The sequence below is a fragment of the Pseudomonas sp. Ag1 genome (assembly GCF_000278565.1).
GTDB lineage: Bacteria > Pseudomonadota > Gammaproteobacteria > Pseudomonadales > Pseudomonadaceae > Aquipseudomonas.
On sequence record NZ_AKVH01000097.1, the window covers coordinates 17,203 to 34,826 of the forward strand.

16 protein-coding genes are annotated in these 17,624 nt (G+C 61.6%); 5 read left to right on the forward strand and 11 right to left on the reverse strand.

What is annotated here, in order from left to right; all coding sequences use genetic code 11:
* Positions 1–151: 151 nt before the first annotated feature.
* From A462_RS17565 to A462_RS17525, 9 genes are all read right to left on the reverse strand, one after another.
* A complete protein-coding gene (locus A462_RS17565; RefSeq protein WP_008434856.1) occupies positions 152–1,081 on the reverse strand; it encodes a ketoacyl-ACP synthase III in 930 nt (309 codons plus the stop codon).
* A 303-nt stretch (positions 1,082–1,384) separates the two neighbouring features.
* Positions 1,385–2,968 carry a flagellar hook-associated protein 3 gene (locus A462_RS17560; protein ID WP_008434857.1) on the reverse strand — a complete coding sequence of 528 codons (1,584 nt, stop codon included), beginning with the start codon at positions 2,966–2,968 and terminating at the stop codon, positions 1,385–1,387.
* 14 nt (positions 2,969–2,982) lie between these two features.
* Complete coding sequence (flgK, locus tag A462_RS17555) at positions 2,983–5,019, reverse strand: flagellar hook-associated protein FlgK (RefSeq protein ID WP_008434859.1); 2,037 nt, start codon at positions 5,017–5,019, stop codon at positions 2,983–2,985.
* A 10-nt stretch (positions 5,020–5,029) separates the two neighbouring features.
* Complete coding sequence (gene flgJ / locus A462_RS17550) at positions 5,030–6,292, reverse strand: flagellar assembly peptidoglycan hydrolase FlgJ (RefSeq protein ID WP_003214604.1); 1,263 nt, start codon at positions 6,290–6,292, stop codon at positions 5,030–5,032.
* Between the two features lie 4 nt (positions 6,293–6,296).
* A complete protein-coding gene (locus A462_RS17545; RefSeq protein WP_032899355.1) occupies positions 6,297–7,385 on the reverse strand; it encodes a flagellar basal body P-ring protein FlgI in 1,089 nt (362 codons plus the stop codon).
* Positions 7,386–7,412: 27 nt separating this feature from the next.
* Positions 7,413–8,108 (reverse strand): flagellar basal body L-ring protein FlgH, encoded by a 696-nt coding sequence (flgH, locus tag A462_RS17540; RefSeq protein WP_003214607.1) that lies wholly within the window; start codon positions 8,106–8,108, stop codon positions 7,413–7,415.
* Positions 8,109–8,161: 53 nt separating this feature from the next.
* Positions 8,162–8,947, reverse strand: a complete 786-nt coding sequence (gene flgG, locus A462_RS17535; RefSeq protein ID WP_003214609.1) for a flagellar basal-body rod protein FlgG — start codon at positions 8,945–8,947, stop codon at positions 8,162–8,164.
* Between the two features lie 63 nt (positions 8,948–9,010).
* Positions 9,011–9,751, reverse strand: coding sequence for a flagellar basal body rod protein FlgF (locus tag A462_RS17530; protein ID WP_003214611.1), 741 nt, complete (start codon positions 9,749–9,751; stop codon positions 9,011–9,013).
* Positions 9,752–10,058: 307 nt separating this feature from the next.
* Positions 10,059–11,624, reverse strand: a complete 1,566-nt coding sequence (locus A462_RS17525; protein WP_003214613.1) for a sigma-54-dependent phenylalanine hydroxylase transcriptional regulator PhhR — start codon at positions 11,622–11,624, stop codon at positions 10,059–10,061.
* 266 nt (positions 11,625–11,890) lie between these two features.
* On the opposite strand from A462_RS17525, the gene phhA reads away from it, so the two are divergent.
* The 3 genes from phhA (at position 11,891) to A462_RS17510 (ending at position 14,339) form a co-directional block, all read left to right on the forward strand.
* Positions 11,891–12,682: a phenylalanine 4-monooxygenase gene (gene phhA / locus A462_RS17520; protein WP_003214615.1), complete on the forward strand. Its 792-nt coding sequence runs from the start codon at positions 11,891–11,893 to the stop codon at positions 12,680–12,682.
* Positions 12,683–12,786: 104 nt separating this feature from the next.
* Positions 12,787–13,143 carry a 4a-hydroxytetrahydrobiopterin dehydratase gene (locus A462_RS17515; protein WP_003214616.1) on the forward strand — a complete coding sequence of 119 codons (357 nt, stop codon included), beginning with the start codon at positions 12,787–12,789 and terminating at the stop codon, positions 13,141–13,143.
* Positions 13,143–14,339, forward strand: a complete 1,197-nt coding sequence (locus A462_RS17510; protein WP_008434861.1) for an amino acid aminotransferase — start codon at positions 13,143–13,145, stop codon at positions 14,337–14,339. The genes A462_RS17515 and A462_RS17510 overlap by 1 nt, the downstream gene beginning before the upstream one ends.
* A gap of 141 nt (positions 14,340–14,480) precedes the next feature.
* Here A462_RS17510 and A462_RS17505 read toward each other — a convergent pair whose 3' ends face one another.
* Positions 14,481–15,290, reverse strand: coding sequence for a UDP-2,3-diacylglucosamine diphosphatase (locus A462_RS17505; RefSeq protein ID WP_003214618.1), 810 nt, complete (start codon positions 15,288–15,290; stop codon positions 14,481–14,483).
* 133 nt (positions 15,291–15,423) lie between these two features.
* On the opposite strand from A462_RS17505, the gene A462_RS17500 reads away from it, so the two are divergent.
* Entirely contained in the window at positions 15,424–16,215 is a 792-nt protein-coding gene (locus A462_RS17500) for an AraC family transcriptional regulator (protein ID WP_008434864.1), read from the forward strand.
* A 154-nt stretch (positions 16,216–16,369) separates the two neighbouring features.
* Positions 16,370–17,260: a DMT family transporter gene (locus A462_RS17495; protein ID WP_003214622.1), complete on the forward strand. Its 891-nt coding sequence runs from the start codon at positions 16,370–16,372 to the stop codon at positions 17,258–17,260.
* Here A462_RS17495 and A462_RS17490 read toward each other — a convergent pair.
* Positions 17,254–17,541 carry a SelT/SelW/SelH family protein gene (locus A462_RS17490; RefSeq protein WP_003214624.1) on the reverse strand — a complete coding sequence of 96 codons (288 nt, stop codon included), beginning with the start codon at positions 17,539–17,541 and terminating at the stop codon, positions 17,254–17,256. The genes A462_RS17495 and A462_RS17490 overlap by 7 nt on opposite strands.
* Positions 17,542–17,624 lie beyond the last annotated feature (83 nt).

The following is a 17,624-nucleotide window of genomic DNA, read 5'->3' on the forward strand; positions in this document are numbered from 1 at the left end:
TTGATTTTTTTTACTGGCGCCGTGCCATCCCTTTTAATTCAAGCATTTACGATAGCCCAAACCCCAGCAATTGTTGGCTTTCTGGCGCCAAATAAAAAACGCCCATGATCTTTCGATCATGGGCGTTTTTTTGTGCAGCGCCTTTAAGTCGTCAAGGGCGGTGCAAAATCGCCGAGCCCCAGGACAGCCCCACACCAAAACCACTGATGGCGACGCGCTTCCAGGTGGAGTCGAGCATGTGCTTTTCCAGCAGCAGCGGAATGCTCGAGGACACGGTATTGCCGGTCTCGACCATGTCCTTGATGAACTTGTCCACCGGCGCGTCTTCGAAACGTCGGGCCACGGCATCGACAATCGCCGCACTGCCCTGGTGGATGCAGAACGCATCGATCTCGTCAGCCTTGAGGTCCGATTCGTTGAGCAGCTCGTGCAAATGCGCCGGCACCTTGAGCAAAGCGAAGTTGAACACCTGGCGGCCGTTCATGAAGAACACGCCATCGCTGACCTTCAAGTGCGGCGCACCGGAGCCGTCAGTGCCGAACTTGGACTTGCCCAACTGCCACGGCGCGTCTTCACCCATCCAGGTGGCGGTAGCGGCATCGCCGAACAGCATGGTGGTGTTGCGGTCTTCCGGGTCGACGATCTTCGAGTACGGATCGGCGGTCACCAGCAGGCCGTTCTTCAGACCGGTGGCTTCCATGAAGCCCTTCATCGCATAGATGCCGTAGACGTAGCCCGAGCAGCCCAGGGAAATATCGAAGGCCGCCACGTGCGTCGGCAGGCCCAGCTTGTCCTGGACGATGGCGGCGGTGTGAGGCAAGCCCTCTTCGTCGCCGTTCTGGGTAACGACGATCAGCGCATCGATGGACTCGCGCTTCAAACCGGGGTTGTTGGCAAACAAGGCGTTGACCGCCTCGACGCACAGATCGGAGGTTTCCTGCGCGGCATCCTTGCGCGGCAGGAACGCCGAACCGATCTTGCCAATGATGAATTCTTCATCCTTGGCGAATTTGGCACCCTGGGCGTAGTTATCAATCCCGTCTGCCGGCACGTAACTGGCGATGCTTTTTATGCCAATCATTGTGGCTTCCCAATACTAAATAGCTGGAGAACACCCCGCGAGACACGTCGCCGGGTGCTGACAATAATGGGGATGACCCCGCAAAAAACTCGCCGAAAACCGCCTTTGTACCCTGGCGGCAGGCCCTCGCAGAGACCTGGCGACGACCTATCCTTTTCACACGATACAGTGAAGATGCGCTTTATGACTCACAGGTCACTCAATTTTCTGCGCTTTGTGCGAAACACGGGGACATACAAACGCCAAAAACCACAACGGCCCACCCCGTTTCCAGGGTGAGCCGCCGGTTTGCAGCCGCGGACATCACATTTTGTTGAACAGGCTCAACTGAGAGATTTTCACAAAGGCCAACTGAGAGGCCTGCAGCATGGTTTGCTGAAGCTGCAGGTTGATCGCCGCCTGACCCATGTCGACGTTGCCCAAGGAACTCATGGTGTTGGTATTGGCAGTCCCCAGGCTGGTGTTCTCATCCGTTTGAAGATCCAGGGCATTCTGGCGAGCACCGATGGAGCCGCGCACCTGGTCAATCTGTGAACTGGCGTTGTTCAGGTTGCCGATGGTTTTGGCCACCACATCCTTGAGGTTGTTCTGCGCGACCAGGTTGCCGTCAGCCGGCGTTTCCAGGGCTTTGCGCAATTGGCTCAACGTGTCCAGGGCGTTTTCGTTCTTGTTGCTGACGGCGCTGACCGCAAACTGGTCGCCCGCCCCTGGCGCACCACTGATGTCGAACGTCACGCCGGCCGCGTTGATCGAGGTGGCACCGGCAGCCATGGTGCCGGTCGCGATGGTCTTGCTGTTCGGACTGTAGGGCTGCGCATACACCTCATACGTGGTGCCGCTGGTGAATTTGATCACCGCACCGGTATCAGGGAAGGTGCTGGCGTAGGCCGCCTGATCCGTCACCTGGCCACCGGTGACTTGTGCAGTCGACGCGTTGCCTGGCGAACGCGAAGCACTGAAGGTGTCCGGCTTGGATTGCAGGGTGAACGCCTTGCCCGCCACCAGTGCGTCGGAGTCAGCGCCGGGCGCAACGTCCGCGCCGAGCGTCAGGCTGATATCGAACTTGACGCCGCGCAGGTTGACGCTGGATGCGCCCTCTTTGGTCGCGTCGAAAGTGCCGTTGCCGGGAATCTCCGAGGTAACGTCGTTACCGTCCTTGTCGGTCACGGAATACTGCGTGCTGCTGCTGAAGGTCAGCTTGTAGGGCTGGCCGTCGGTAAAACTCTTGGTGTAGGTGACACCGGAGGTCACCGTGCCCGCCGATACCGCGACCTTGCCGTCATTGACCGCAGGCGGCAACAACGTAGCCTGGGTGCGACCGGTGTTGGTCGAACTTTCCATCATCGACTTTCCGGTGTCGCCCCCCGCCATCGACAGATTGTCCGAGATCTGCAAGCTCAGCGGCGTCTCGTCACCCTGATACGTGTAGGTGCCGTCGTTATTGCGGATGTAAGGCGGCGTGTCGGTTTTCGACCCGGAAAACATGTAGTTGCCGTTGGCATCCTTGGAGTTGAGCAAGCCCAGCACCTGGTCCTCAAGCGCGCCCACTTCGCTGGCGATGGATTTACGATCGTCATCGCTCAGGGACTGGTTGGCCGCACGCAGCGCCAATTCACTGCCGCGCTGCAAGGCGGTGTTGATGCTCTTTAACACCGATTCTTCGTTGGTCAGCGAGTTCTGCAGGGTGTTGATGTTGCCGTTGAACTGGCCAAGCATGTCTTTCTGTTGCTGCAATTGCAGCAAGCGCGCGGCGGCGACCGGGTCATCGGAGGCGGTCTGCACCCGGATACCGCTGCTCGCCTGGTCCTGGGCTTTCACCACACCGGAATAGTTCGTCTGGTACTTGCTGGCGCTGGTGTCGAAATACTGCTGTGTAGAAATACGCATCGTCCCAGACTCCTTTAAAGGGCATTAATCAGTGTGCTGAAAGTTTCTTGCGCAGCCTTGATGATCTGCGACGACGCGGTGTAGTACTGCTGGAACTTGATCATGTCACCCGCCTCTTCATCCAGGTTGACCTGAGACACCGAGTTGCTGGCCGCCTTGTTCGCTGCCAACAGCGCACCCGTCGCAGTGGAGTCGGTAGCGGCCTGGCTGGCTTTGGAGCCCACCTGCGACACGAGTCGGGCGTTGGCGCTGACCAGGCTCACACCCGGGCTGCCGTCGCTGGCGCCCACGGTGGCCTTGGTCTGCAAGTCCAGCAATTGCTGGGCGTTGCGGTTGTCGGAGGTGCCCGAAGCGTTGAACGAGAAAGTCGTGCTGTCACCATTGGCAGGCGAGCCGCCGACCGTGGTGTCGAAGCTGAAGCTTTTGCCCGGGATCAACGCACCGGAGGCATCGCGCATCGGTACGTTGATGCTGATCTTGTTGCCCTGGCCCGGGATGATGGTGCCACTGCCGATCGGATTGCCTTGCGCGTCGCTCACCGTATACGACTGGGTGCCGTCGGCGGCCGGCTTGCCAAAGAGCATTTTTACCGGCATGGAGTTTTCGATGCCGGCGCGCAACTGGGCGGTATCAGCGCCGCCATGAATATCCAGCGGCACAGTCAGCTGAGGCGGTGTGAACGTACCGGTGCCGGTGTTGGTCTTGCTCGCGTTCCCCGCCAAGGGGCCCGCGAAGGCGAGCTTGTTGACGTCCTTCAGGTCGACACCGATGCCCGTGGCCCCGTTGGCCGTGGGGCTGACCTTGAAGCTGTCACCGGCAGCCATGGGCCCTTTGCCGTCCAGCGCCAGGGTAAAGCCATCAATCACCGGCGGCGGCGTGGTGGTGGTGTCGAACGAACCCATGGCCTTGCCGTCGGAGCGGACGACGTTGTACTGGTTACCACTGGTAAACGTGACTTTGTAGTCGTAGGTCGTCAGCTGGCTGCTGTCCTTGATCGTGACATTCAGGTTGCCAGACCCCGCGCTGTTGCCGGCGGCCCCTTGGCTGCGCTGGGAAATCGCCGCCGCGCTGTTGATATCGGTGAACAGCGACGAACCGAATTCGCCGTTGAGGTCCAGGCCCTGGCCCAACTGGTTGTTGATCGTGTCTGCCGTGGCAATCGCGATGCGCCCCAGATCATTGATGGCCGGCATCAGCACGTCACTGCGATAGCGCAGCAAGCCACCGATACTGCCGCCGGTGACCACATTGCCAAGGTCAATGGACGAGTCGCCCATCGAGAGCTGGATGGTGTACTGGCTATTGTCGGTGCTACTCGGTACCGCAGAGATATTATTGGATATCCCGCCTTCCACCAGCGACTGCCCCGTACCGGTCGTAATACTGAACTGTCCGTTTTTTTCCGTGGCCGTAACGCCGATCAGCTCGTTGAGCGAGCGCACCGCTTCGTCACGCGAGTCCAGCAGGTTGGCCGGCGCACTGCTGGAAGTCCCCTGGGCCTGGGCAATCTGCTTGTTGAGCGAGGCGATCGAGGACGTCAGCTTGTTGACCTGGTCCGTCATGGTGCTCAACTGACTGTTGATCGTTTGTTTCTGCTGGTTCAACTGGCCGGAAATGGAGTTGAAGCGGTTGCTCAGGGTCTGGGCGCTGGTCAGCAGCAATTGGCGCGCGGACACGTCGCCCGGGGTGGCAGAAGCCGTCTGCGCCGCCGCGAAAAAGGCACTGAGCACCGAAGACATGCCGGTGTTGGAATCCGACAAGGTCTTGTCGATGGCACTGGCCTGGTCCAGGTAGGCGTTGGCGTCGCTGTCGAGTGCCGTGCTGTTCTGGTAAGCCGTGGTGAGGAACTGGTTGTACACCCGACGCACGTCCGCCAGGGTCGTACCGGTGCCGATAAATACGCCGCCGTAGGCGTTCGACGCATTCGCGGTCTGAGCGCTCTGTTGACGCGAGTATCCCGGGGTGTTGACGTTGGCGATGTTGTTACTTAAGACCGACAACGATCCCTGGGCGGCATTGAGCCCCGACATCCCGATATTGAGCAAACTCATGATTCAGACCTTATAAATGAGTGGAAGCGCCCGCGGCAGCGTAGTTCTGGTAGCTGTTCATCGTTTTTGCGATCTGCGAAATCTTGCTGGCGTAATCCGGGTCGGTTGCATATCCGGCTTTTTGCAACTCGCGCACAAACTGTTCCGGGTTGTCGGCTGATTTCACAACTTCTTTATAGCGATCATTGCTTTGCAGCAACGTCACCAGGTCATGGAAGCTGTCCTGGTAGGAATTGTAGGAACGGAACTGCGCCGTCTCCTTGACCATCGCGCCATCGCGAAACTCGCTGGTGATCGCCCGGGCCTGTTCGCCCTGCCAACTCTGGCCGGCCTTGATGCCGAACAGGTTGTGGCTGCTGGTGCCATCCTCGGCACGCATCACCGATTTACCCCAACCGGTTTCCAGGGCGGCCTGGGCCACCAGGTAGCGTGGGTCGACGCCAATCCTCGCAGCGGCCTGCTTGGCCATCGGCAACATGGTGGCGACAAATTCATCCTGCGAGCTGAAGGCTTTCTTCGCCGGTGCCAGCGGTGGCTGGGCGACGGCGCGGCCGTAAACCTGCATCTGCCCGCGAGGCGGTATGGCGGCAAGGCTGCGGGCGGTGCTGTTGACCACGCCATCATCGGCAGCGCTGTTGCGCAGCGGCGCGGCCTTGGCGGCAGTGGAAGCCTCGGCACCCGGCACGATGCCGGCCAGCAGGCGATCCGTCAGCTTGCTCGGCAACGAGATGCGTCGCTGGTTCATCAGCGCCATGTCGTTGGCGTGGGAGTTGGTGCCTTCAGGCACCGCCACGCGGTATGCCCACAATGGCCGCTGACCATTGCTGCGGCCCAGCGGGCCATCGGCCTTGGTACCGGCGGCAATTTCAGTCGGCACATCCACCTTCTTCGCGGGCGCAGCCGGGCCTTGCAGGGTGGCCGCCTGGGCGTCCACCGGTTTGTTCTTCTGCATCTGGCGCAGCAGCACGTCCGCCAGGCCGATACCACCGCCCTCGCGAGACAGGGAAACCGCCAACTGCTGGTCGTACATTTCCTGGTACTGCTTGGCCGCCGGGGTATTCAGCGGGTTGTCCTTGCCCAGGGCTTCGGTGGCCGAACGCATGGACTTGAGCATCTCGCCGAGAAACAGCGACTCAAATTCCTGCGCGACCTTGCGCATGTTGCCGTCGCTGTTCTTGTCGCCGACCTTCAACTGGTTAAGCCGGTTGAGGTCGGAATAGGAACCCGAATCCGCCGTGCTGGTCAGGCCGCTCTTGCGCATGTCCATGGCCATGGCGTCAGATCACGATCAGGTCGGCTTGCAAGGCGCCGGCCTGTTTCAATGCTTCGAGGATCGCCATCAAGTCGCCGGGCGCTGCGCCCACCTGGTTCACCGCACGGACAATCTCGTCCAGGGTGGTGCCGGGGCCGAACTTGAACATCGGCTTGGCTTCTTGCTGGGCATTCACCCGCGAACGGGGGACCACGGCAGTCTGGCCGTTGGACAACGGGCCAGGCTGGCTGACGATCGGGTCTTCGGTGATGGTCACGGTCAGGCTGCCGTGGGTCACGGCCGCTGGCGAAACCTTGACGTTCTGGCCGATCACGATGGTGCCGGTCCGCGAGTTGATGATGACTTTCGCCACCGCCTGGCCCGGGTCAACCTCAAGGTTTTCCAGCAGAGACAGGTAGTCCACACGCTGGCTTGGGTCCAGCGGTGCCGTCACACGAACCGAGCCGCCATCGATGGCCTGGGCCACGCCCGGGCCGAGCAGCTCATTGATCTTGTCGACCACGCGCTTGGCGGTGGTGAAGTCAGAGCGGTTGAGGTTCAGGGTCAGGCTGTTGCCCTGGTTAAAGCCGCTGGGCACGGTGCGCTCCACCGAGGCACCACCGGGAATCCGCCCGGCCGACGGCACGTTGACGGTGATCTTCGAACCGTCGCGGCCTTCGGCATCAAAGCCACCCACCACCAGGTTGCCCTGGGCAATGGCGTAGACGTTGCCGTCGATACCTTTTAGCGGCGTCATCAGCAAGGTGCCGCCGCGCAGGCTTTTCGAGTTACCCATGGACGAGACGGTGATATCGACCACCTGCCCCGGCTTGGCGAACGGCGGCAAGTCAGCGCTGATGGACACCGCCGCGACGTTCTTCAACTGCACGTTGCCCGAGCCCGGCGGTACCTTGATGCCGAACTGCGAGAGCATGTTGTTGAAGGTCTGCAGGGTGAACGGGGTCTGGGTGGTCTGGTCACCCGTGCCGTTAAGCCCCACCACCAGGCCGTAGCCGATCAGCTGGTTGGACCGCACGCCGGAAATGCTCGCGATGTCTTTCAAGCGCTCAGCCTGGGCGCCTGCGCTCAGGGCCAGCAGCAACATCGCAGCCATCAGCTGTTTGAAGTTCAAAGTGATCACCTAGAAAGGGAACAGCGGGCTAAGGAAGAAACGGTCAAACCAGCCCGGCTGACTGGCGTCAGCAAACGAACCCGTACCCGAGTAGGTGATGCGTGCATCGGCAATCCGTGTCGACGGCACGGTGTTGTCGGTGGAGATATCGTCGGCGCGAACCATGCCCGCAATGCGCACCAGTTCGTCACCGGTGTTGAGGGTCATCCACTTCTCGCCGCGTACGGCGATGATGCCGTTGGGCAGCACGTCGGCCACGGTCACGGTGATCGAACCGGTCAGGCTGTTGCCCTGCCCTGCCGCACTCTTGCCGTTGGTGGCGCGGTCGCCGCTGTAGCCGGCGTCCAGGCTCAGGTCACCGCTGCCCAGCGGGTTGTTGGTGTTCGGTACACCGCCAAACAATGAAGTCAGGCCGATGCTGGTCTTGCTGGTCTTGCCGATCTGCGAGTTGGCGTTCTTGCTCGCCTGGGTCTTCTCGTTCAGCGTGATGGTGATGATGTCACCGACCCGGAAGGCCTTGCGGTCGCTGTACAGGTTCTGTTCGAACCCGGCCTGGTAGATCGAGCCATTGTTGGCGGCCGCCGGCAACGGCGTGCGCGGCAACACCGGCGCATAGTACGGGTCATTGGGCTTAGGCGTCGGGGCGACACAGCCCGCGAGCACAGCAATCCCACTCAATGCCAGAACAGAAACATAGCGATTCATGACCCATACCTCACGGTGTTGCAGGCGCCTTCAAGGGCGCCCCATAGACTTGATTACAGATTCTGCGTTACGAACGAAAGCATCTGGTCGGCGGTGGAAATCACCTTGGAGTTCATCTCGTAGGCGCGCTGAGTGGTGATCATGTTGACCATCTCTTCAACGGTGCTGACGTTGGACGTTTCCAGGGTGCTTTGCAGGGTGGTACCAAAACCGTTGAGGCCCGGGGTGCCGATTTGCGGCGCGCCGCTGGACGCGGTTTCCAGGAACAGGTTGTTACCGATCGCCTGCAGGCCGGCCGGGTTGATGAAGTCGGCGGTTTGCAGGTTGCCGATCACCTGGGACGCCGGGTTGCCGGCCACGGTGATCGACACGGTGCCGTCGTTGCCGACGGTGAAGGTCTGGGCGTTGTTCGGCACGACAATCGCCGGCTCCAGCGCGAAGCCATTGGCGGTCACGACCTGGCCGTTGGAGTCCAGGTGGAACGTACCGTCACGGGTGTAGGTGGTGGTGCCGTCCGGCTGCAGGATCTGGAAGAAACCCTTGCCATTGACTGCCAGGTCGAGTGGCTGGCCGGTCTGCTGCAGGTTACCGGCGCTGAAGTTCTTCTGGGTGCCAACGATTGCCACACCGGTACCCAGTTGCAGGCCCGACGGCAATTCGCTGTCCTGGGTCGACTGGGCGCCAGGCTGCTTCTTGATCTGATAGAGCAAGTCCTGGAACTCGGCGCGGTCACGTTTGAAACCCGTGGTCGACACGTTGGCCAGGTTGTTGGAAATGGTGGTCAGGTTGGTGTCCTGGGCGGACAGGCCTGTCTTGGCAACGTATAGAGCCGGAAGCATGTTCTTCTCCTTCGTGCGCCTGTTTTATGGCGCCGCGCTACAAAAATTAGTGTGTGGCTGCTATCAGCTCATCGCCAGGACGCGGGTCATGGCCTGGTCGTCTTCTTTGGCGCTGTTCATCATCTTGATGTGCAATTCGAACTGCTTGGACAGGGCCAGGACTGCCGTCATTTCTTCGACGGCGTTCACGTTGCTCGCCTGCAGGAAGCCCGACGTCAGCTTGACGTTGGCATCGGCCTGGGCCGGCTGGCCATCCTTGGTGTGGATGGTGCCGTCGAGGCCCTTGGTCATGTTCTTGAGGTCGGGCTGCACCAGCTTGATCCGGTCCACTTCAGCCATCACCCGCGGGCCTTCGCCCATGGCGCGGATGCTGATGGTGCCGTCCTGGCCGACTTCGATCTGCTGCTGGGGCGGCACGGCAATCGGGCCGCCGTTGCCCATGATCGGCATACCGTTGCCGGCCCGCAGCACGCCCAGCGCATCGACGTTCATGCTGGCGCTGCGCACGTAGGATTCGCCGCCATCCGGGTTTTGCACGGCCATCCAGCCGTCACCGCTGACGGCCACATCGAGGTCACGGCCGGTTTCAATCATCGCGCCAGGGGAAAAGTCCGTGCCTGGGCGCTCGGTCAAGGCAAAGGCCCGCGCCGGAAAGCTGTCACCGAACACCGGCATCGAGCGCGCCTGCTCCAGGTCACGCTGGAAACCATTGGTGGAAACGTTCGCCAAGTTGTTGGCGTGGGCCTTCTGCGCCAGTGCATTCTGGCTGGCGCCGGTCATTGCCACGTAAAGGTACTTATCCACGCTCTTTCCTCTTTCTGACGGACGCTTGCCGCCCACCGCTGTACTGATGAGGCTTAAGCAATTTGCGAACCAACTTTTTGAAATGAGGGAAAGTCCAGGCGGGGCGGGGGTTTGCCGGCAGGTAGCAGCTGAGGGCAGCAGGAAGAGAGTCGAAAAAACGGCGGACTTATGCCGCTAACGGCAAGTACAGGTATCAAGACCGACAAAGAACCCATGTGGGAGCGGGCTTGCTCGCGAATGCGGAGTGTCAGTCACCGGATAATTCGACTGACCCACCGCATTCGCGAGCAAGCCCGCTCCCACAGGTTTAACCGCGTTCGGCTTTGACGACTTCGTAGTCACGCAACTTGTTGGCAATAGTGGTGTGGGACACGCCCAGCCGCTTGCCCAACAGACGGCTGCTGGGATGTTCGGCATACAACTGCGCCAGCACGGCCTTTTCAAAGCGCCCGACGATCTCCTCCAACCCGCCTTCCAGGGAAAAATCCCCCAGCGGCTGGCGCACGCCATAGTCCGGCAGGCGAATGTGCTCGGCCTTGACGGTGCCGCCCTCACACAGCGAAACCGCCTGGAACAGCACGTTCTCCAACTGCCGCACATTCCCCGGCCAGTGGTAATGGCTGAGGCGTTCCATCGCCGCCGGTGCGAGCTTGGGCAGCGGGCAGCCGATCTGCCGGCTGGCCTGATCCAGGAAGTGCTCCACCAGCGGCGGCAAACCGTCGAGGCACTCGCGTAGCGGCGGGATATGCAGCGAGAGCACATTGAGACGATGGTAAAGGTCCTGGCGGAATTCGCCCCGGGCGCACAGTTCGGAAAGGTCCACCTGGGTCGCGCAGATCACCCGCACATCCAGGTACACCTCTTCATCACTGCCTACACGGCGAAAGCAGCCGTCCTGCAGAAAGCGCAGCAACTTCACCTGCAACCGCGCGCTCATTTCGCCGACGCCGTCGAGAAACAACGTACCGCCCGCCGTCAGCTCCAGCAGTCCCAACTTGCCCTCCGCCCTCGCCCCTTCAAAGGCGCCGGGACCATACCCGAACAACTCGGTCTCGGCCATGGACTCGGGCAAACCGGCGCAGTTGAGCGCCATCAACGGCGACTGGCCGCGCGGGCTGGCCAGGTGACAAGCGCGGGCCAGCAACTCTTTGCCGGTGCCGGTTTCGCCTTCTATTAATAGAGGCGCATCCAACGGCGCCATGCGCCGAGCCTCACGCACCACGGCGGCCATGACCCTGGAGCTTTGGAAAATGCTGTCGAAGCCGCGCAGCTCCTGCTTGCGCACATTGTAGATACGCTCACCCACCCGATCGGCGCGGTGCAGGGTCAGTACGGCGCCGGCCATGGCTTCGCTGTCGTCATGCTCGGAGGATTGCAGCGGCGCAATATCGGCCAGGAATACATCGCCCTTGACCTTGACCCGCAGGCCGTTGATTCGCGATTTGCTGGCCCGTACCAGTTCCGGCAAATCGAAATCTTCGGCGTAGCGCGACAACGGAATGCCCGGCACCTCATCCACCCGTACTCCGAGCAACTGCGCCGCCGCGCGGTTGGCCGCGACGATGGAGCCGCCCATGTCGATGGACAGCACCGGAAACTCCAGCGCCCCCAGCAGCGCGTTGAGCTCCATATGCCGACGCTCGCTGGGCATCAGCCCTACCCGCTTGACGCCAAATACCCCGGCAATCGCCTCGAACTGCGGGCGCAATGCCTGGAACTGCAGGTTCACCAGGTTCGGGCAATAGAGGTAGATGGCGTTGCCGTGCTCGCCACCGACCTCGCCCTTGGCAACGTTCACGCCGTACTCCACCAGCAGGTTGAGGATGTCCCGCAGGATGCCGATGCGGTTCTGGCAATGCACTTTGATACGCATGAGAAGGCCCGAAGAGGTGGAGTCGCTGCGTCTTTTTGCCGCCGGCCGCAGATAATCGTCAAGATTATGTGACAGCTGCGAGGCGATTCACACCCAAAATACGCCACAGGGAGAACGAATCGCCTCAGCCGTAACGAAAACTTTACGAATACCGGTAACTTTTCCTACAAAAGCGTGGCGCAGGAGGATGGCTTCCTGGCCCAGGCGGCGTATCAATAGGCTCATCCCAGGACATAACAAGAACGAATGCCTAGCAGGAGAGCAGTATGAAGCAGACGCAGTACGTGGCCCGCGAGCCCGACGCGAACGGTTTTATCGACTACCCGCCCGAAGAACACGCGGTGTGGAACACCCTGATCACGCGCCAACTGAAAGTGATCGAGGGCCGCGCCTGCCAGGAATACCTGGACGGCATCGACAAGCTCGGCCTGCCCCACGACCGCATTCCACAGCTGGCGGAAGTCAACAAAGTGCTGGCCGAGACCACGGGCTGGCAAGTCGCCCGGGTGCCGGCGCTGATCCCCTTCCAGACTTTTTTCGAATTGCTCGCCAACAAGCAGTTTCCGGTGGCGACGTTTATTCGTACCCGTGAAGAGCTGGATTACCTGCAGGAACCGGACATTTTTCACGAGATCTTCGGCCATTGCCCACTGCTGACCAACCCCTGGTTCGCGGAATTCACCCACACCTACGGCAAGCTCGGCCTGGCCGCCACCAAGGAACAGCGCGTGTACCTGGCGCGCCTGTACTGGATGACCATCGAGTTCGGCCTGGTGGACACGCCCGAAGGCCGGCGCATCTACGGTGGCGGCATCCTGTCTTCGCCCAAGGAGACCGTGTACTGCCTCTCGGACGTGCCCGAGCATCAAGCCTTCGACCCGCTCGAAGCGATGCGCACGCCGTATCGCATCGACATTCTGCAACCCGTGTACTTCGCCCTGCCCAACCTCAAGCGCCTGTTCGAAGTGGCGCAGGAAGACATCATGGGTATGGTCGAACGCGGGATGCAGCTGGGGCTGCACGCACCGAAGTTCCCGCCCAAGCCAAAAGCTGCTTGAACTGCGGCTTTTAGGGCCAGGTGAGTCTGTTCCCTGGCCCCGCGTTGCTTTAGGGTGACGCTACTGACGACCGTTTCCAAATACTCGATTTCAGGAATACCCACATGACCACGTTGAACCAAGCCCACTGCGAAGCCTGCCGCGCCGACGCCCCGCAAGTCAGCGACGAAGAGTTGCCGGTGCTGATCAAGCAGATCCCCGACTGGAACATCGAAGTACGCGATGGCGTGATGCAGCTGGAAAAGGTCTTCCTGTTCAAGAATTTCAAATTCGCCCTGGCCTTCACCAACGCCGTGGGCGTGATCTCCGAAGCTGAAGGCCATCACCCGGGCCTGCTCACCGAGTGGGGCAAAGTCACCGTGACCTGGTGGAGCCACTCCATCAAGGGCCTGCACCGCAACGACTTCATCATGGCCGCGCGCACCGACGAAGTGGCCAAGGATGCCGAGGGCCGCAAGTAATGCATTTCGACGCAATTGGCCGGGTGCCCGGAGACCCGATCCTCGGGCTGATGGAGCTGTATGCCCAGGACCCGAACCCGCTCAAGTTCGACCTCGGCGTGGGCGTGTACAAGGACGACCAGGGCCTGACGCCGATCCCGCATTCGGTGAAACTGGCCGAGCAGCGCCTGGTGGAGCAACAAACCACCAAGACCTACATCGGCGGCCATGGCAACGCCGCGTTCGGCTCGCTGATCAGCGAGCTGGTGCTGGGCGCCGGTTCGCCGCTGCTGAGTGAACGTCGCGCCGGCGCCACCCAGACGCCTGGCGGCACCGGCGCGCTGCGCCTGAGCGCCGACTTTATCGCACACAGCCTGCCCGGCCGTGGTGTATGGCTGAGCAACCCGACCTGGCCGATCCACGAAACCATCTTCGCCAAGGCCGGGCTCAAGGTCAGCCATTACCCGTACGTGGGCAGCGACAATCGCCTGGACGTAGCGGCGATGCTGACCACCCTGTCCACCGTGCCAAAAGGCGATGTGGTGCTGCTGCACGCCTGCTGCCACAACCCGACCGGTTTCGACCTGTCCCACGATGACTGGCGCCAGGTGCTGAAGATCGTCCAGGAACGTCAGTTGCTGCCGCTGATCGACTTTGCGTATCAGGGTTTTGGCGATGGTCTGGAACAGGATGCATGGGCCGTGCGGATGTTCGCGGCTGAGCTGCCTGAAGTACTGATCACCAGTTCCTGCTCGAAGAACTTCGGCTTGTACAGCGACCGTGTCGGCGCGTTGATTGTGTGCGCGGCGGACGCCGAGAAACTGACGGATGTGCGCAGCCAGCTGGCGTTTATTGCGCGTAACTTGTGGTCGACGCCGCCGGACCATGGTGCTGCTGTGGTGGCGACGATTCTCGGTGACGCCGGGCTGAAAAAGCAGTGGGCCGAGGAAGTGGAAGCGATGCGGGCGCGGATTGCGCAGCTGCGTTCCGGGCTGGTGGAGGCGTTGGCGCCCCATGGGTTGTCGGAGCGGTTTGCGCACATCGCGGCGCAACGCGGGATGTTTTCCTATACCGGGTTGAGTGCGGAACAGGTGAAGCAACTGCGGGACAAGCACAGCGTGTATATGGTCAATTCCGGGCGTGCGAACGTGGCGGGGATTGATGCGACGCGATTGACGTTGTTGGCAGAAGCGATCGCAGATGTTTCCCACACCTGACTGAACAAACCGGATCCAAATGTGGGAGCGGGCTTGCTCGCGAATGCGGTGGGTCAGTCGAATTATCTGGTGACTGACCCACCGCATTCGCGAGCAAGCCCGCTCCCACATTTAGACCGAGTGAGTCTGTGGGTTTGAGGCTTAGCCCGCGACCATCTCGGCCTTGAGCTGTGCCTCTTTCGCCTGGGCATCCGCCAACCGATACAGCTCGATATGCCCGTCCCAGTGCTCGATCAGCGCCGTGCACGACTCCACCCAATCCCCGCAATTGAGGTAGTCCACCTCGCCCACCTTGCGAATCTCCGCATGGTGAATGTGCCCGCACACCACGCCATGCAGCTCGCGCTTGGTCACTTCGTGGGCGATCGCTTCTTCAAAATCACTGATAAAGCTGACCGCCGTCTTGACCTTGTGCTTGAGGTACGCCGACAACGACCAATAGCCGTAGCCATAGCGCGCCCGCCAGTGGTTCAACCAGCGGTTGAGCGTGAGGGTGAATTCGTAGGCCGAATCGCCGAGGAACGCCAGCCAGCGGTGGTATCGGGTGATCACGTCGAACTGGTCGCCATGGATCACCAGCAAATGCCGGCCATCGGCAGTCACGTGCACCGCCTCGTCCACCAACTGGATATTGCCGAGGATCAGCTTTGAATAACGCCGCAGGAATTCATCGTGGTTGCCGGTGACGTAGATCACCTCGGTGCCGCGCTTGCTCATGGTCAGCAGGCGGCGGATCACGTTGGTGTGGGCCTGGGGCCAATACATGCCGCTGCGCAGCTTCCAGCCGTCGATGATGTCGCCCACCAGGTAGACCTTGTCGGCGTGGTAGCCCTTGAGGAAATGCGAGAGGTGTTCGGCCTGGCAATCTCGAGTGCCCAAATGCACGTCGGAAATCCACAGGGTACGCACGCGTTGCTTGCGGCTGGGTTTGGCGAGTTCGGCGCTGGTCATGGGCATGCCTCACGGTGTTTTCGCGAGCTTGCGCCCATGGGATTAATAGCCCATGACAGTGTTGCGTCAGTCTGATGACAGCGCCCACAGGCGGCGAAGCGATGTAAACTGCGGGCCTGCCCAGGAGACTGCGATGAGACCCAACCTCACGCTACGCCACTACCCCGATGCGCCTATCGCCCATAGCCACGACCATGCACAGCTGGTGTTTGGCCTGTCCGGGCACCTGGACTTCGAGGTGGATGGCCGGGGCGGCCAGGTGCAGCACAGCAGTGTGATGGTGCTGCCCTACTCCGCCCATCACGCATGCCGCAGTCGCGATGGCAGCCGCTGCCTGGTGCTGGACGTGCCCGATCAGCACTGGCTGGCGCAGTCCCTGGGGGAGCACGCCGACGCCAGCCGCCGCTTGCTCGACCGGTGCGCACACCTGACCCTCGACAATCGCCAAAGCCAACTGGTGCAATGGCTGGCGAGCAGCCCGGTGGACGACCCGCTGATCGCCCAGCAAGGCGCCGTATTGCTGCTGGCCAGCCTCAACCTTGCGCAGCCGCCGGTGGGCAAGCGCCTGCCCTATGCCGCGTTCGATGCGCATATCCAGCGGCACGCCGCGCACCCACTGCAAGTGGCGGACCTGGCGAAGCTCGCCGACCTGTCCGTCGCCCGCCTGCATGCACGATTTATCGCGGAAAGCGGGCAGACGCCGATGGACTACATACGCACCCGGCGCTTGCAGATGGCCCGCGGCCTGTTGCGCGACAGCCAGCTGCCGATCGGCGAGATTGCCGCGCGGGTGGGCTATGGTTCGCAAAGTGCATTTGCTGCGGCGATGCTGCGCGAGTTTGGCCTCTCGCCCCGAGCCTTCAGACGAGCACCGCCCGGTGCAGGAGCTGGCTTGCCTGCGATAGCATCACCGCGCGCTATCTGAACGACCGAGTTGTCTGCATCGCAGGCAAGCCAGCTCCCACAGGGATCTTCACCAAGCAAGAGTCCTGCGACAAAAGCCGCGAGCCCAACGACAGACGCGAATGCCTGCAACCCTCTAGACTGCGATCCTGTAAACCCGTCGTTTAAGGATCGCAATGACTCCCCGCACAGCCCTCGGCGCCCTGCATATCGGCGCATTGATGTTTGGCCTCACTGGTGTGTTCGGCAAACTGGCGGCCGCTTCGCCGGCGATTATCGTGTTCGGCCGCGCCGCGTTCGCGGTCATTGCCCTGGCAATCTTTGCGCGCTTTGCCAGCAACACGCCCTGGCAGAAGCTGCAAGCCCGCGACTGGCGCCGCCTGCTGGTCAGCGGCCTGCTGCTGGCCGGGCATTGGGTGAGTTTCTTTATTGCGGTAAAGGTCGCCGGTGTGGCCATCGCCACCCTGGGCTTCGCCACCTTCCCGGCGTTCACGGTGATTCTCGAAGGCTTGATTTTCCGCGAGCGGATTCGCGCCAACGAGATCCTGCTGGTGGTGCTGGTGAGCATCGGCCTGGTGCTGGTCACGCCGGATTTCAATCTCGCCAGCCAGGCCACCAGCGGCTTGCTGTGGGCGGTCGGCTCCGGGTTGTTGTTCTCGCTGCTGTCGTTGAACAACCGCGCCAGTGGGCGCATCCCGCCGGTGCAGGCCGCCTTGTGCCAGAACGTGGTGGTAGCGCTGTGCCTGTTGCCCGTCGCCGCGCCCGGGCTGGCCGAAGTGCGACCACTGGACTGGCTGTGGATCGGTCTGCTCGGGGTGTTCTGCACCGGCTTGGCCCATAGCCTGTTTGTCGCCAGCCTCGCGGTGCTCAAGGCGCGCACGGCGGCGGTGGTGTTCGCCATGGAGCCGGTGTACGGCATCACCGCGGCCTGGCTACTGTTTGCTGAAACACCAACCCTGCGCATGCTGATGGGCGGCGCGCTGATCATCGTGGCCATCGTGGTGTCCGGGCTGATGGGCGGCGCCAAACCGGCCAAGCAGCCGGCCACCACGGCCGAGGTTCACTGAGTACGGTCGTTATGCCCCAGGTCCCGTTGCGGGTCGATCTGGTCGCGCACTCTTTGCTTGAGCACCTTGGCTTCCGGGAAGCCACCGTCGGCCTTGCGTTCCCAGATCTGCACACCGTCGCAGGTAATCCGAAACGCACCGCCGGTAGCCGGCTCCAGGGCCACTTTGCCGAGGTCATCGGCGAACGTGCTCAGCAGTTCCTGGGCCAGCCAGGCGGCGCGCAGCAGCCACTGACACTGGGTGCAATAGGTGATGACAATCTCGGGCTTGGCCGCTGACATGAATTGACTGGCTCCTGCTTGGCGGGTTGAAAGGATCGAGTGGCTATAATACCGGCCTTTATCGTCCTGCCTTGAGATTGATG